The sequence below is a fragment of the Microbacterium allomyrinae genome (genome assembly GCF_020682705.1).
GTDB lineage: Bacteria > Actinomycetota > Actinomycetes > Actinomycetales > Microbacteriaceae > Microbacterium > Microbacterium allomyrinae.
The window spans coordinates 30,689-45,703 of the sequence record NZ_JAGTTN010000002.1; the positions used below are offsets into that span (position 1 = coordinate 30,689).

The 15,015-nt window shown below is 68.7% G+C and carries 19 protein-coding genes; 18 read left to right on the forward strand and 1 reads right to left on the reverse strand.

The features are described from left to right. The first annotated feature begins 88 nt into the window (after nucleotides 1-88). From KEC57_RS06405 to KEC57_RS06440, 8 genes are all read left to right on the forward strand, one after another. Entirely contained in the window at nucleotides 89-1,642 is a 1,554-nt protein-coding gene (locus KEC57_RS06405) for an Lsr2 family DNA-binding protein (RefSeq protein WP_229383743.1), read from the forward strand. Continuing rightward, nucleotides 1,639-2,214, forward strand: a complete 576-nt coding sequence (locus KEC57_RS06410; protein WP_229383744.1) for a hypothetical protein — start codon at nucleotides 1,639-1,641, stop codon at nucleotides 2,212-2,214. The genes KEC57_RS06405 and KEC57_RS06410 overlap by 4 nt, the downstream gene beginning before the upstream one ends. Then, nucleotides 2,211-2,387 carry a hypothetical protein gene (locus KEC57_RS06415; RefSeq protein WP_229383745.1) on the forward strand — a complete coding sequence of 59 codons (177 nt, stop codon included), beginning with the start codon at nucleotides 2,211-2,213 and terminating at the stop codon, nucleotides 2,385-2,387. The genes KEC57_RS06410 and KEC57_RS06415 overlap by 4 nt, the downstream gene beginning before the upstream one ends. Then, a complete protein-coding gene (locus KEC57_RS06420; RefSeq protein WP_229383746.1) occupies nucleotides 2,387-2,953 on the forward strand; it encodes a hypothetical protein in 567 nt (188 codons plus the stop codon). Before KEC57_RS06415 ends, KEC57_RS06420 begins: the two co-directional genes overlap by 1 nt. Further along, nucleotides 2,950-3,255 carry a hypothetical protein gene (locus tag KEC57_RS06425; RefSeq protein WP_229383747.1) on the forward strand — a complete coding sequence of 102 codons (306 nt, stop codon included), beginning with the start codon at nucleotides 2,950-2,952 and terminating at the stop codon, nucleotides 3,253-3,255. The genes KEC57_RS06420 and KEC57_RS06425 overlap by 4 nt, the downstream gene beginning before the upstream one ends. Nucleotides 3,256-4,055: 800 nt before the next feature. Next, on the forward strand, nucleotides 4,056-4,628 hold the full coding sequence (locus KEC57_RS06430; protein WP_229383748.1) for a hypothetical protein: 573 nt from the start codon (nucleotides 4,056-4,058) through the stop codon (nucleotides 4,626-4,628). Between the two features lie 238 nt (nucleotides 4,629-4,866). Beyond that, nucleotides 4,867-5,463 carry a MerR family transcriptional regulator gene (locus KEC57_RS06435; RefSeq protein ID WP_229383749.1) on the forward strand — a complete coding sequence of 199 codons (597 nt, stop codon included), beginning with the start codon at nucleotides 4,867-4,869 and terminating at the stop codon, nucleotides 5,461-5,463. Nucleotides 5,464-6,171: 708 nt separating this feature from the next. Next, the gene (locus KEC57_RS06440; protein WP_229383750.1) at nucleotides 6,172-6,441 is read left to right on the forward strand and encodes a hypothetical protein; all 270 of its coding nucleotides are present in this window, start codon (nucleotides 6,172-6,174) and stop codon (nucleotides 6,439-6,441) included. A gap of 12 nt (nucleotides 6,442-6,453) precedes the next feature. Here the strand turns inward: KEC57_RS06440 and KEC57_RS06445 are convergent, their stop codons facing one another. Continuing rightward, nucleotides 6,454-7,002 (reverse strand): hypothetical protein, encoded by a 549-nt coding sequence (locus tag KEC57_RS06445; protein ID WP_229383751.1) that lies wholly within the window; start codon nucleotides 7,000-7,002, stop codon nucleotides 6,454-6,456. Between the two features lie 121 nt (nucleotides 7,003-7,123). Between KEC57_RS06445 and KEC57_RS06450 the strand changes: the two genes are divergently transcribed. The 10 genes from KEC57_RS06450 to KEC57_RS06495 all read left to right on the forward strand — a co-directional run bounded on the left by KEC57_RS06450 (nucleotide 7,124) and on the right by KEC57_RS06495 (nucleotide 14,965). Beyond that, nucleotides 7,124-7,636: a phage terminase small subunit gene (locus KEC57_RS06450; RefSeq protein WP_229383752.1), complete on the forward strand. Its 513-nt coding sequence runs from the start codon at nucleotides 7,124-7,126 to the stop codon at nucleotides 7,634-7,636. Continuing rightward, entirely contained in the window at nucleotides 7,636-9,321 is a 1,686-nt protein-coding gene (locus tag KEC57_RS06455) for a hypothetical protein (protein WP_229383753.1), read from the forward strand. Before KEC57_RS06450 ends, KEC57_RS06455 begins: the two co-directional genes overlap by 1 nt. 9 nt (nucleotides 9,322-9,330) lie before the next feature. Beyond that, a complete protein-coding gene (locus KEC57_RS06460; RefSeq protein WP_229383754.1) occupies nucleotides 9,331-10,671 on the forward strand; it encodes a phage portal protein in 1,341 nt (446 codons plus the stop codon). A 19-nt stretch (nucleotides 10,672-10,690) separates the two neighbouring features. Next, nucleotides 10,691-11,500, forward strand: coding sequence for a hypothetical protein (locus KEC57_RS06465; RefSeq protein WP_229383755.1), 810 nt, complete (start codon nucleotides 10,691-10,693; stop codon nucleotides 11,498-11,500). A 73-nt stretch (nucleotides 11,501-11,573) separates the two neighbouring features. Beyond that, the gene (locus tag KEC57_RS06470; RefSeq protein WP_229383756.1) at nucleotides 11,574-12,071 is read left to right on the forward strand and encodes a hypothetical protein; all 498 of its coding nucleotides are present in this window, start codon (nucleotides 11,574-11,576) and stop codon (nucleotides 12,069-12,071) included. A 68-nt stretch (nucleotides 12,072-12,139) separates the two neighbouring features. After that, complete coding sequence (locus KEC57_RS06475; RefSeq protein WP_229383757.1) at nucleotides 12,140-13,384, forward strand: hypothetical protein; 1,245 nt, start codon at nucleotides 12,140-12,142, stop codon at nucleotides 13,382-13,384. A gap of 27 nt (nucleotides 13,385-13,411) precedes the next feature. After that, the gene (locus tag KEC57_RS06480) at nucleotides 13,412-13,996 is read left to right on the forward strand and encodes a hypothetical protein (protein WP_229383758.1); all 585 of its coding nucleotides are present in this window, start codon (nucleotides 13,412-13,414) and stop codon (nucleotides 13,994-13,996) included. Continuing rightward, nucleotides 13,986-14,318: a hypothetical protein gene (locus tag KEC57_RS06485; protein ID WP_229383759.1), complete on the forward strand. Its 333-nt coding sequence runs from the start codon at nucleotides 13,986-13,988 to the stop codon at nucleotides 14,316-14,318. Before KEC57_RS06480 ends, KEC57_RS06485 begins: the two co-directional genes overlap by 11 nt. Nucleotides 14,319-14,333: 15 nt before the next feature. Continuing rightward, a complete protein-coding gene (locus KEC57_RS06490; RefSeq protein WP_229383760.1) occupies nucleotides 14,334-14,567 on the forward strand; it encodes a hypothetical protein in 234 nt (77 codons plus the stop codon). Beyond that, nucleotides 14,567-14,965, forward strand: a complete 399-nt coding sequence (locus tag KEC57_RS06495) for a phage tail termination protein (RefSeq protein ID WP_229383761.1) — start codon at nucleotides 14,567-14,569, stop codon at nucleotides 14,963-14,965. The genes KEC57_RS06490 and KEC57_RS06495 overlap by 1 nt, the downstream gene beginning before the upstream one ends. Nucleotides 14,966-15,015: the final 50 nt, after the last annotated feature.

A 15,015-nucleotide genomic window follows, 5' to 3' on the forward strand; every position in this document is an offset into this window, starting at 1 on the left:
GCCGAGGCCGCGCGAGCACGGAACGCCGGAGGGATACGACGCCGGCTGCACGAGGAACACCACCTGCCCCGCATTCACCGTGCACGGCATGAGCTGTGAGTCGGCCCACTTCCGATTCGTCAGCGGCGAACGCCGCTACATGCAGCTCCGTGGTCGCGGGCTCACCTCCACCGAGATCGCCAAGCGCCTCGGCTTCTACCCGCCCACCACCGAAGACGAAGCGCTCGCTCACGAGGAAGCCGCCGCGAAGGACGCTGCCGTCGACGAGGAGTTCGCGAACCGGCCCGACGACTTCCGGTGGAAGCCCCGCCGGATCCGCACCCACACCAGCGAGACCACCCCCACCCCGAAGGACATCGTCATGCCCACCACCCACGACGTCGAGCCGACGACGGAACCGGTCGCACACGTCGAACAGGCACCGCAACCGCTGCCGGCCCTGGTCGAGCCCGACCCGGTTCCCGTCGAAGCGGGGGAGACCACCGCGCCGGCCGTGCCCAAGCAGCCGCGACAGAAGAAGCTGACCACCAGGCAGGCACCTCCCGCGGCCGCGGCACTGTCTGCATCCGACATCCGCGCCTGGGCGAAGCACGTCGGTCTGGACTGCCCCGCCCGCGGCCGCGTCCCACTCGCGATCGTCAAGGCCTACGACGACGCCCACCCGACCCCGGCGGCAACGCCGGCCGCTGCACAGCCCCTTGCAGAGCGCTCCCAGGACGCCGACCCCCAGGAAGACGCCGGTGAAGAGCCGACGATCGAGGAAGAGGCCCCGGCAGAAGGAACGCCGGCCGCCGAGGCCGAGGAGATGGGGCACCCACCGCTCGAGCCCGCCGAGTTCGCCGAAGCAATGACCGGCGCCCGCGCACGCGCCGAGCTCGAGCAACTCAACGACGACGCCGACAACGAACCCGACCCCCCGGCCGCCCCGACCCACGAAACCGACACGCCCGCCGCGGTGTACGTAGAACGGATGCTGTCGCTCGCGTTCGCGAAGATCGGCACCCGCCTCGCGGCCGCATCAATCGACCCGGACGGCACAGCCCGAATCGAACTGATCGAACGCGTCACCGAACTCACGCCCACCGCGCACTGGTGGAACCACACCCGCGACATCCCCATGACCCACACCGCAGTCGTCGACGCCTACGACGACCTCACGATCGCATACCTGCCCGACGACGAGACCGAGCAGGATGAACGCATCGTCGCCTGGGAGCAAATCGCCCAGCACCCGTTCTTCGCGAAATGCTACGACAGCGAGACACCGCTCATCGTCGCATTCCTCCAACAACTCGACCGCCACCACACAGCACCGGATAGTCCGGCACCCACCACCGACTCCCGCCCCGAATGGGCCGACGTCACCATCCCCGAAGACATCGAACGCGCTCGCCGCTGGGCGATCCATTGGGAATCGACGGCCCGGCACCTCGAGGAGGACAACGCGCAGCTGCAGCGCGCGCTCGACACCGTCGTCACCCGCTGGTGGGGGCAAGTCGAGGAGAACAACCGGCTGCAACTCGCGCTCACCGTCGAGAAGGCCGCCAACGCCGCTGTCGTTGCTGGCGCCGGTGCCCTCGTGCGCGGCAAGCTCCGCCAGGCATCCGAGTACCGCCGCCGAGTCCGAGGGAGCCGCCGATGAGCGTCACCGCCCGCCACCGTATCGCCAACGTCATCGCCTACCGCATGTGCCAGCGCGGAGGCCACATCCCAAACCGGGACCGATCGCTGCCCGACGCCTGCGACTTCCACTACCGCGAAGCCCTCGCGCTCGCCGACCTCCTGGTCCCGAACCTCACGCCGGGGGAGCGGTTCGGGCAGGCGCTCAGCGACGTGCTCAACGAGATCACGCGCTCGATAGCGAAGCACGGCGAGCAGGAGCACCTGCCCATGGGAACCGGGCCCGACACGATGCCGCTCTCGGCCGGCGCCGGAGTGCCTTACGTCGACGAGGTATGGCTCGCCGATCACATCGCCGACGAGTTCCGCACCGCGACGAAAGCGCACAGCCACAACGACGGCGGCGACGGCACGGTCACCTGGTGGGAGATCCTCCGCGAAGAGGTCTTCGAAGCCGCGGCCACCGACGACACCGTCGCGCTGCGCGAGGAGCTCGTCCAGGTCGCTGCAGTCGCGCTCAAGATGATCGACGCACTCGACTACGCCGCCGCCGAAGACCAAGCCGAGCGACGCGCTGAGGAGCTGCCCCGATGAACCGCGAGAAGCGGATTGCGGGCCGCCGCGTCCGCCGGCGCCGCCGCATCCGCGTACGCCTCATCGCCTATGCGGCCGCTGCCGGCATTGCGCTCATGCCCTGGCAGATCGAGGTCACCGTACGCCTCCTCGACGGCGAATACCTCCAGCTGACGATGGGGAGGAGGAACTGATGGTCGAACACAACCACATCACGCAGGGCGCCCGCGCTGACTGCTTGTCGTGCGTCTCGATCCGCCCCGAGTCGCAGGTTCACCCGCACCTGGTGCCGCCGTTGCCGGCGGCGTACGTGCCGACGTCCTTCGACCTGCCAGAGGACCCGACCGAGCCCGAAGCCGTCGCCGCTCTGCCGCTGGCGACGCACCGGATCCGCAACGGCCGCGCCGTGTGCGATGGCGGCCGCGATCACCGATGCCACTGGTACCCGTCGTGCGACTGCGACGCCTGGCCCTGCGGACACGAGTATGTCTTCCACAGCGACTGTTGGATCATCGGCTGGCTCGACGAGCCTGCGAACGCGCTCGACGACAGCGCGACCGACGACACGTGGGACCACCACATTTACGACGAGGGCAGCATCACGACCGGCCGCTGGCCGGACGGCGTCATCGACTGGGAGTGGCAAGGCCCGGGCGAAGGCGTCACCTGGTCGTACGCGAGCGTCGACACCCAAGCTGCCGCGCTGCCTGACGGCCGCCGCGAGAGCGACGTCCCGCTGTGGGATGAGGAGGGCGCATGACCCGCCTGGAACCGACCGCGAAGATCGCAGGCATCGTCGGTGCACCGCGCGATCTCGAGAAGCACCTCGGCCGCGCGGTCTCCGCCGAGCAGCGCGTGTACATCCTGCACTCCCAGTCGTGCGTCGACAGCGGCATCGATCTGCGCGAGTGCGAGTACTCGATCGCACTCGACGCCGGCATCGACCTCGGCGTGTGGGACGAACACCAGGACGTCCCCGTCGTGCTCGGCATCAGCGAAGAGTACGGCGACCTCGAACCTGCACCAGTTGAGGCCACCACCCCGACGAACAGGAGCGAGTGATGCCGACCCGTCAATGTCGATCGCGCGACGACACGTCGAGACTCCGGTGCGAACGGATCGACCGCCACGACGGCCCCCACCGAGCAGAGACGGGAGAACCCGCTCGCCCCGCTCCGGACGGCAAGGGCATGGTCCTGCCGATGGCCGTCTGGAACGGGAGGAGCGAGTGAAGCCGCGCTCGCGGCGGGCTTGCGAGTACCCGCTGTGCGGTCGCCCGCACCGTGCGAACGGCCTGTGCAACGCCCACAACGAGCAGCGCCGACGCGGCAAGGAACTCACGCCACTGCTGGCGCTGCCGAAGTACGCGCTCACGTACGTCGCGTACTGGCGCGACGAGCTCGGCCCGGGCGTCGGCGTGCTCAAAGTGGGTCGGGCGTGGAAGTGGTCGCGGATCGAGGAGATGCAGCGCTCCGGCGCGCACGTGATCGTCGCGCACCCCGGCACGGACGCGTCGTGGGAGCGAGAAGCGCTCATCGAGATGGACCGCCTGTTCGAGCCGGCATTCGCGGCCGCGGACGAGGCGGCGCGTCTGCTGTGGCGCGGCCGCGGCTGGACGGAGTGCTTCCGCGTCGACGAGCGCGATCTGTACATGGCGTTCCGGATGTGCATCCGGGCGTTCGCAAGAGGAAATGAAGAGGGAGTCAACCCCGATGACGGCCACCGACCCAAGTGGAACCGCGAGCAGTGGCTCCGCCACAAGATCCGCCAGGTCGCCGAACACCTCGCCGCCGCAGCAGTCTCATCCGACCCCATCGGAAACGCTCACGGGGCTGGCGAGGATGGCGGACACCCTGGGGCGGGTGCCGCTGGACGCGACGCTGATCGCATCGATTCTCACTCCGCACCTGGATGCGCCGACGACGGGCCGCGACCTGCTGGAGACGCACCTGCTGACGCTCGAGGAGCTGGGCTTCCTGACGCTGCGCCCGGGCGATCAGTCGTGGTGGATCGTGCTGCAGCCGGCACACGTCGGCCCGCCGCCACTCACGGCGGCACGCCCGCCAGAGCCCGCCTGGGAGGCGGAATCCTCCACGGCTATAGAGGGAGAGAGAGGAAGAGCGCACACGCGGGAGAGCGCGCGCAGGCGTGCGTGGGAGCAGGTGCTGGACGAGGAACGTCAGGCGGAAGAGCGCTGGGCCGGATGGGATCGCCGGGAACCAGGAACACCCGCCCGACCACAACGCCCTCTCGAACTGCAAGCACCTCCGCTGGGATGTCCGGATCACCCGCACGGCTCGCTCGAGTCTTGTGGTCCCTGCGGCACCCAATCCGACTACCGGAAGTGGTGGATCACTCGCGAACGATACGGGGAACGGCTGGCCATGTTCAAGGAGCAGCAGCCGGAGGAGCCCGACGATGACAAACCCTTCTGACCGCGGGTGCGTTCGTTGTGTCCAGCCGGGTATGCACTTCGCCGTGTGCCCCAGCTACGGCGCGACCAACGGCGACTGCACCGGCTGCGCCCCCAAGCCGGCACGGCCTGAGGGAGGCAGACTGTGCGACACCTGCTACCGACGGATCAGGGGCCTGCTGCGCGATCTGCCCGATTTGATCGGGCGGATGCGATCGCTTGCTGATCCCGCTCGAGCGGCAGTGTTCGATCGAGTGCGAGTGTCCTCGTCCGCCTCGTCCGCGTCGGCACCGATCGCTGATGACCTCGCCGATGCGCTGCACGCTGTCGAGCAGGTCATGGACGTGTGGCTTGCGTACGGGCGAGATCTCGACTGGATTGCCACCCACGAGCGCGCGGCAACCTGGATCGCAGAGCACGTCCTCGACTGGCATGTCGAGGTCGACGGCATCCGTGGCGGATGGTCGGTGCTCGATGCGATGAGGCAGTGGGGAGTGGAACGCCGCGATCGCCACGCCGATCCGCTCACCGAGGCGACTCAGCGAACGAGCGCAGACCGGACCCTCTCGCGCTTCAGCGATCGCGAGAGCGACGAACACGTGATCGCCCGAGCGCCGGTCACCGAGTGGTACGACCCGCTGCTGCCGTTGACGGATGCTGCGGAGAGAGCCGAGGTGTCACAGCGCCAGTTCCGACGGTGGGTGCAGGCCGACGTACTCAAGCCCGCGACGACGTCGCGAGACTCGCGCGGCACCGTCACTCGATGGTTCTACGCCTCAACTGTCGACGCCGCGGCCGAGACGATGAAGGCCCGCCGACACGCCGGGATCCCGCTCGCACCAGCCGCGCAAGAGTGACGACCGCGGCTCGTGCTACGCTGTGCGTGCACGAGAACTATGACAAGGCCTCATCTGAACGGATGGGGCCTTCGTCGTTCTCGGGGGTTGGTGCGTCGTCGAGCGTCTGGGTGGGCGCAGGGGTGCGCCGCACCGACCCTGGCATTCGTCTCGATGAATGGCCCGGGGGTGAAGCGATGCCCTGGGAGAACAGCCGCCCTACCCATGTTCCGACTCCGGTTCGGGATGCCTGCCTTGCTCGCGATGGGTACCGGTGCACGGCGGACCTGAACACGGGGCAACGGTGCCCGGCGACTACCGATCTGCAGGCCGCTCATCGGTCGCAGTGGCAGCAGGGCGAATGCACGACGGTCGACGACGTTCGCACCCTGTGCCACTGGCATCACAATCGCGAGACGCAGGCTCAGGCATCGGCCGCGCGTTCCCGTTTCCGTCCCGGAAGTGGGTATCGCCCGCGCGAGCAGCATCCAGGTCGGCGTTGATTCTGGTCTTCGAGGGGGCGGGGGACCCCCACCCCCGCTCCGGCCCTCGCGGGGAGGAGCTGTGATTCGGAGTGTGTACGGGTCTGAGGAAAATACCCTCAGATCAGGCAGAACTGGATGCCCGCCGAGGCTTCCGCGCGCTACTGGGGGCCTCGCGACCCGATCGGGCTCGCCGCGCTGACATCAGCGCCTGTCGAGAAAAGCGTTACAGATTGGAGCGGGGCGGATGGCCGACGAGGACGAGCGACCCTACGACTACCTGGCGCCCGACGTCGTCGCTGCCCGGGATGCGGTGGCCAAGGCGATCGCGGAGTACCTCCGCACGATCCGCCCCAACGATGACCCCTACGTCGTAGCGTGGGCGGTCGGAGTGGAATGGACGAATGCCGAGCTCGAGCAGACGGGCCGCGCCGGCCGCGACACCGTGTCGCCCTCGGAGCAGAGCATCAGCGCTTCCGCCGGCCTCGGCGCATACCTGGTAAATCGCTTCGGCTGAGGCGAGGCTCGATCACAGCTCGATGGGCGCGAGCGAGCCGTACTGGAACACGCTCCCGGTGACCGTCATGTACCGTCCGGTCGAGTAGACCTCGATGGGCAGGCCGGCCACGGTGTACCGTCGGCCAGGCTGCTCGGCGCGGTGCCCCCAAATGTGAAGACCGGTCCCGCTGGGCGAGATCTCGATGTAGTGCCCCGCGTAGGCGGCGAGGAACGCGGCCGCGGCCGCAGTGAGTTCGCCGTCGACGAGGCAGTGGTCGATGTCGATGCAGCCGAGGCCGTCGCCGAGTGCGAAGCCGAGGCCTGCGCCGACCGTAGAGTCACGGGCGGCCTGGTAGCTGCCCCACGTCGTCGGGTCCGTCGACGAGGCGGGCTCGCCGGTGACAGTGATCGGGCGCTTGCTCGGCGTCCAGCGCACCCACCGGTCGCGGCGGGTGAGCTCGAGCGGCAGCTGCTGGCGCTTCGCGGCGCGGTGGCCGGCGACTCGACAGCGGGTCGAGCAGTACCGGGCCTGAGCGTTCCGGTTCGTGATCGACCGGCCACACGATTCGCACTCTCTCACCTTCCTATTGTAACGGTTTTAGCCGCGAAATCACGCGGTATGTCGCGTTGGAAGGCGCCCCGAAACGGGACGCTCGCCCACCCGAAACGGGGGAGTACGACCCATGAACGGACTCATCTAAATGGCCGGCCGCGGCCCCGCGCCGAAGGCGTCGGATCAGCGAGCTCGCCGCAACAAGGACGTACTGCAGCTGCGCGTGCTGCCAGCGACCGCCACCACGCAGCCGTCCCTGCCCACGATCTACTTCGACGTGGAGATCGAACGTCCCGGCGAAGCTAAGGAGACGGTCAAGCGCCGGTTCAACTGGCCTACTGCGACCCGCGGCTGGTGGAGCATGCTCGCCCACCACCCCCTCGCCCCCGAGTTCACGGACCTCGACTGGTCGTACCTCGCCGAGACCGCGCTCATCCACGCCCACTTCTGGAAAGGCGATATGCGGGTCGCGTCCGAGCTCCGACTGCGCGAGGCGAAGTACGGCTTCACACCCGAGGACCGCGCCCGCTTGCGCCTGCAGTTCGCGATCGCGAACACCGCCGAGATCGAGGCCAAGGAGCGGCTCAAAGCTCACCACGACCAGGCGCCTGGCTCCTCGCGGGACCGCGCTCGCGGCATTGCGCGGCGGGACACGGCCTGATGCCGTGGGTTCCGCAGTTCGAGGGCGATTTCCCGACGCTGGGCTGGCACGTCGCCGATCAGATGGCGGAGTACCTTGGCCGGCCGGACGCGGGCGACGATGACATCTTCGACCCGTTCATCCTCACGATCGAGCAGCAGGAGTACCTCAACGAGCTGTACCGGATCGATCCGCACACCTGTCGGCGCGTCATCCACCGTTCTTCCCTGATTCGTCCTCGAGGGTGGGGGAAGTCACCGTTCGTCGGCAGCATCATGATCGCCGAGGCGATCTTCGACGTCGTGCCCGATGGGTGGGATGCCGAAGGGCAGCCGGTCGGCAAGCCCTGGTCGAAGGTCCGCACCCCGTACGTCGCGATCGCCGCGGTGTCGGAGGAGCAGACGAAGTACACGTGGGAGCCGCTGCTCGAGATGCTCCGCCAGGGGTCCGCGGTGGACGAGTTCAACCTCGACCCGATGGATTCGTTCGTCGCCCTCGAACGCGGCCGCATCTCCCCGGTCACGTCGTCGTCGACCACGAACAAGGGCGCCAAGAACGTCGCCGCATCGTTGGACCAGACCGAAACCTGGCTCAAGGGCAACGGGGGCATCAAGCTCGCCCAGGTGCTCCGCAACAACGCCACCAAGCTCGGCGGCGTGACGATCGAGACCCCGAACGCCTACGTGCTGGGAGAGCGCTCAGTGGCGGAGGCATCGTTCGGGTTCTGGGACGACATCCAGTCGGGCAAGTACAAGAACCTCGAGGACGTCCACTCGATCTACTTCGACCACCGCCCGGCGCCGGCGTCCACGAAGGTCGACGACATGGATTCGCTCGTGCACGGCCTTCGCGTCGCGTACGGGGACTCGGCAAAGCACCCCGACGGGTGCCTGCTGCACGATCCGCCGTGCGCGCCGGGTTGGTTCGACGTGCACCGCGGCGCACTCGACTTCTTCGATACGTCCAACGACATCGCGGTGATGCGCGCCGACTTCCTCAACCAGGTTGACGCGGCCCGCGACGCCTACGTCTCTGATCCGGAGATCCGCGCGTGCATCCCGAAGGAGCCGAAGACGATCGGGCGAACCGAGCCGATCACGCTCGGCTTCGACGGGTCTGAGGGGCGCAAAGACAAGCACATCGCCGACTCCACCGTGCTCATCGGCTACTCGGTGACGCAACGACACTTCTTCAAGCTCGGGATCTGGGAACAGCCGGACGGGCCTGCAGGTGAGGGCTGGCGGCCGCCGAAGCTGGAGATCGAGCAGACCGTGGCGAAGGCGTTCAAGGACTACAACGTCGTCGGGTTCTACGCTGACCCGTCCGCCGGGTGGGCGGGCGAGGTGAAGCAGTGGGAGGCCGCGCATCACAAGCGGTTGAAGGCGAAGATGAGCGTCCCGGAGCCGATCCGGTGGCGGCAGAAGGACATCTCGCGCACGTGCGACACGTTCGACCAGCTGTACTCGGCGATCCGGCAGGTCGAGGTCACCTTCGACGGCGACCCGACCGTGATCGCGCATTTCCTCAACGCACGCCGCGATCCGCGGCGCGCGGGGTACGTGCTGAAGAAGGCCGACGACAACCAGGACTACGGCAAGATCGACGCGACCTACGGGGCCGCGTTCGCGTTCGCCGCCGGCAACGACGCACTCGGTAAGGGCGTCACCGCTCAGACCAACAGGCGGATGCCGCGACAGCTTCGATAGGGGGCCCATATGGCGACCACGCCCGAGCAGTGGCTCCCGATCCTCGCCAAGCGCCTGGATGCCCGGATGCCGGCCATCGTGCGGCTGCGGAAGTACTCCACGGACGGCGACGCACCGATGCCGGAGATGGGCAAGAACACCAAGAAGTCGTGGGAGGCGTTCCAGAAGAAGGCGCGCACCAACTACGGCGGGCTGGGGTGCCAGTCGCTCGCCGGCCGTATCGTCCCCAACGCTGTGCGGGTCGGCACCGCGCGCACCAGCCCCGCGATCGACGCGCTGCGGATCGTCTGGCGCGACAACCGCCTCGACGTCGTGTTCGCCGACGCGATCATGAACATGTTGTCGGTGCGGGTCGGTTACCTGGTGGTCGGCACCCGCGACGGGAAGCCGATCATCACGTCGGAGACGCCGGAGAAGGTCATCACCGCGGCGGACCCGGCGCAGCCGTGGCGCTCCCGCGCCGCACTGCGCGCCTGGCGCGACCAGGACCTCGAGCGCGACTTCGCGCAGGTGTGGGTGCCCGGCGTCCGGCAGCGGTTCTCCCGGCCGGTGAAGACCGTCTCCGGGACCATTCGCGGGACGGTGGCGGGGGACTGGGAGCCGGACGGCGACCCCGAGGTGTTCGACGGCCCGGTGCCGGTGTACGCGCTCGAGAACGAGAACGGCATGGCCGAGTTCGAGCCGCACATCGACGTCATCGACCGCATCAACCTCGGCAAGCTGCAGCGCCTGGTCGTCACCGCCTACCAGGCATTCAAGGCGCGTGCGCTGAAGAACCTGCCGGAGCAGGACGATAACGGCAACGACATCGACTGGAGCAAACGACTCGACTTCGCCCCCGGCGCGCTCATCGACCTGCCCGAGGGCATCGACGTGTGGGAGTCCGGGGCCGTCGACATCACCCCGCTGCTGTCGGGCGAGAAGCAGGACGCCCGCGACTTCGCCGCCGTGATGCGCACCCCGATCGACGTGTTCCTGCCGGAGGGGCAGAACCAGTCCGCCGCCGGCGCCAACAATGCGCACAAGGGCGAGATCCAGAAGGCCAAGAACCGCATCCAGCGGGCCCGCGGCCCTATGGAGGGCTCCCTGCTGGACGCGCTGCGGATCCTCGGCCTCGACGAGGGCGAGACCATCCAGGTGCTGTTCGAGTCCCCGGAGCACGTCTCGCTGACAGAGAAGGCCGCGGCCGCCGCGCAGGCCAAGGCCGCCGGCAAGTCGTCCCGCTGGATCGCGAAGAACATCTGGGGCATGTCCCCGGACGAGATCGACGAGGAAGAGGCCGACCTCGCCGCCGAGCAGCTGCAGACCCTCGCCCTGACTGGAGTGCCTGGTGGCGGCACCGAGTTCTGACCGGCTCACCCTCGCCTACATGCAACGCTCCACCGAGATCCGCAAACGCGTCCGCGCGTTCGCGGCCGCGCTCTGGGGCGCGTCCGCCTCGCTGCGCGACGCGGACGTCGACCGGCTCGTGGCCCGCATCATCCCGGTGGTGCAGGGCGGCCAGCTGCAGGTCGCGAACATCACGAACGCGTACATCCAGCGGCTCGCCGAACTCGAGGGCGTGACCGCCACCGCCACGGCCGTCAACCGCGACCAGGTGGTCGGCTACCGCGGCGTGCCTGCCGCCGACGTCTACCGGCGCCCCGCGGTCGCCACCTACGCGGCGCTCGCGGCCGGGAAGCCGTTCGAGAAGGCGCGCGCGGAGGGGCTGCACCGGCTCGAGTCGATCGTCACGACCGACATTCAGCAGGCCCGCACCCGGCAGGCGCGCGCCGGCTACGAGCAGACCGGGTTCGACTACACGCTGCGGGTGTTGTCCGGCGCGGAGAACTGCGCGCTGTGCGTGATCGCGTCGACGCAGCGCTATCACCTGTCCGACCTGCAGCCGATGCACCCCGGGTGCGACTGCGGCGAACGGGGCGTGAAGGCCGGCCGAGATCCCGGCCAGGTGATCGACGCCGACCTGCTGGAGCTCACGCACACGCAGATCGAGTCGAAGCTCGGCTACACCGACCGCAACGCCCGCGACCTGCTGCGCGGCAAGACCGACAGCCGCGGCCGGCCGATCTCGGACTTCACCGAGCTGATCGTGACCCGCGAGCACGGCGAGCTCGGCCCGACGCTGACATGGCGCTCGGACCAGTTCACCGCCGAAGCCGACATCGACGCACTCCACTGACCTCCCGGCGCTGCCGGGTCGCGGCATCCCGAAACGGGCTGCCGATTCATCACTCCGAAACGGGGAAACCATCATGCCCAAGACGCCCGAAGAGATCGCCGCCGAAGAGGCCGCCGCAAAGGCAGCCGCGGAGGCGGAGACACCCGAAGGCAAGCTCGCTGCGGCGCAGGCCGAGGTCGAGAAATGGAAGACGCTGTCTCGTAAGAACGAGGACCAGGCCAAATCCAACGCCGACAAGGCCAAGAAGTTCGACGAGCTCGAGGAAGCGAACAAGACCGAGCAGGAGAAACTCCTCGCCCGGGCCGAGTCCGCCGAGAAGAAGCTCGCCGACCGTGACGCGAAGGATGCCGCAGCCGCAACGGCAGCGGAGGTCGCGAAGGTGAAGGGTGTGCCCGTCGAGGCGCTCCGCGGGACCACCCGCGAAGAGCTCGAGGCGCACGCTGACGCCCTCGCCGCCATCCTCCCGAAGAAGCCGCCCGCACCGTCCGCAGACGGCCAGGGCGAAGGCGAAAAGATCGGCGCCGGCGAGATGTCGGCCGACGACATCGTCACGGCGGCAACCGCCCGCTGAGACATCCCCCGTAGACGTTCGCCACGAACTCTCACGGGTCCAACCACACCCACCGAAAGGGGTACATCGTGGCGAACATCTTCGTGAAGGGGCAGAAGCTCGCGGCCACCGCGCTCGGACTGCTCCGCAAGCAGGTGAAGGCCCCGGGCCTGTTCACCTACAAGTTCGGCATCGCCGACTTCAAGGGCGCCGAGGGCGACACCGTGATGGTGAAGCGGCCGGCGGTCCTCGTCGCGCGAGAAAAGCCTTGGCGCGGCGACGACGCGATCGTCGTCGATCGGATCGCCAACTCCAAGATCGCCGTCGTCCTCAACCGGCACATCTACAGCGCAGTCGCGCTGTCGCCCGAGGAGGAGACGCTCGACGAGATCGAGTACGTCCGCGACGTCCAGGCACCGCAGGTGCAGGCGGTTCTCGATTTCATCGAGAACATCATCGTGGGCGTGCTGCGTGCCGCATCGTTCGTGTTCGGCGTCACGTTCAATCCGGCATCGGCCGCGGCCGTCGAGAACGACGCACGTAAGGTCGCGATCCGCGCTCGCAAGCTCGCGCAGAAGGCGCACTGGCCGCTCACAGGTCGGTACTGGCTCGTCGGCGCGGATGTCTCCGAGGCGATCGCCACGCACGACAAGCTGCTCGAGGTGGACGCTTCCGGCCTGCCCGAGGCTCTCCGAGAAGGTGTCGTGGGCAAGCTCGGCGGCTGGATCATTGTCGAGCTCGATGCGCTCGGCGACACGGAGTCGTTCTTCGTGCACGAGACGGCGATCGCGATCGCGAACGTCGCGCCGGCAGTGCCCAACGGCGTCGCGAAGGGTGGTGGCGTCGCGGCTGGCAATGGCCTGGCCGTCACGCAGCTGTGGGACTACGACAGCGACCTTCTGAAGGACCGCTCGGTCGTCCACGCGTTCGCCGGTGCCACGCCGGTGCTCGACCCGGAGCAGGACCCCGCCACTGGGGCCATCGTCCGTGACGAGAACGATGCGGTCGTGCTGAAGTTCCAGCGTGCGATCAAGGTCACCTTCGGCGCAGGCGGCGCGGAGAAGGCGACCTACACGCTCACCATCACGGGCGCCCCCACGGGTGGCACGTTCACGGTGACCGTCGACGGGCAGACGACCGACGCGATCGCGTACAACGCGTCGAACGCGACCATCGCGGCGGAGATCAACGAGCTCACCGGAGTGTCGGGTGCCGTCGTCTCCGGTGGCGCGTTCCCGGCCAACGTGAAGACCCTCACGCTCAACGAGCGTGTCGTGGTCTCCGCGACCGGGTCGTTCACCGGCGGCAGCACGCCCGCCATCGCGGTCGCCTGATCGCAACCATCTGAGAGGAGTCAGGGCATGGCTGAGACCTACACCCCGCTCGCGACGTCGGAGAACGTCGTAGCGGCGCTCGGCCGTGCCCTGACCGCCTCCGAGCAGCAGGGCGTCGACGCGAAGCTCGCGAAGGCGTCCGAACTGTTCCGCGACGCGGCTCGACGCACCTTCACCCCCGGGCGCCGCACCATGCGGCTGAAGATCCACGGCGACGAGGTGCGGCTTCCCGAGATTCCCGTCGTGACGGTTCACACAGTCACTGACGACGCCGGCGCGGCGGTCGGCTACTCGCTGTTCGAGAACGTCCTCACCGTGGCGCACTGCTCGCAGGCGTTCGTGCGGGTGGACTACAGCTTCGGATCCGTAACGGTGCCCGAGCTCGCGAAGACCACGGTCGCCGAGATGGTCGCCCGCACCTACGACGTCGACAAGCGCGCCCGCGCCGGCATGACCCAGTTTCAGCAGACCGCCGGGCCCTTCCAGGAGGGCGGCACGTTCGCGGCCTGGGCCGTCGGTGGCCAGGTGCTGCTCTCGCCGGCCGACGCGGCTGCTGCGCAGTCGTTCCGCCCGCCGCGGCTCCCGTCGACGGTGGTGCTGCGTGGAAGGTGAGACCGTCGTCGTCCGCCGGCGCACCCAGACCGGCACCAACAGGCACAACCAGCCGATCTACGACTGGCAGCCCGAGGACGTCGACAACGTCCTCGTGGCCCCCGGCCCTCGTGCCGACCTCGGTGAGGATCGCCGCCCTGATGGCACCACGATCGCGTGGACGCTCTACTTCCCGAAGACATTCACCGGGTCGCTCCGCGGCGCCCAGATCAGTGTGCGCGGCGAGCCGCCCGCGCCGGTCATCGGCGACCCGAAGCCCTACCCCGACGACACTCCGACCGAATGGAACATGCCGGTCGAGCTGGAACGCACCGACGGATAGCGAGGAGGAACCCCCATGACTGCTCAGGTGAAGGTGAACCTCCGGGGCCTGAACCAGCTCATGCGCTCCGAGCCGGTACAGGCCATCGTCGACGCCGAGGGCCGCCGGATCGCGGCCGCCGCCGGCCCCGACTTCGAGTACAAGCCGCTCCCGCACCGCTGGATGGCGCGCGGGTTCGTGCAGCCCGCGAACGCCCGTGGCGCTCGCGAGCAGGCACGCAATGCCGTGCTCGAGCGAGCGATCTCCTGATGGGGATCGTGCTGGCCTCCGCACTCGTTCCGACGCGGTTCGTCGACGTCGAGGTGCTGGTGCTGGACTTCCTCACCGCCAGGATCGACGCGCCCGTTCACACCACCGTCCCGGCAGAGCGTCCGGCCCGGTTCGTTCGGCTGTGGCGCAATGGCGGCGCGGCCGCGAACCGCATCGTTGACCGGCCACAGGTCACCGTCGAGGCATGGTCCACCGATTCCGCGGATGCTGCCGATCTCGCGAATCGCTGCCGCGATCTGCTGCTCGGCGCGTACACGCCGATGACGCTCGTGCGCGGCGTCACCGAGGTCTCCGGACCGTACTCGACGCCCGACCCGGACACCGAGACCCCGCGGTACCGGTTCACGGTGCAGCTGACCGTCCGCGCCAAGCGCTGACACAACGACACAGCCCGCCCCGACCACAGTGGCCGGGCGGAGATCTCCCC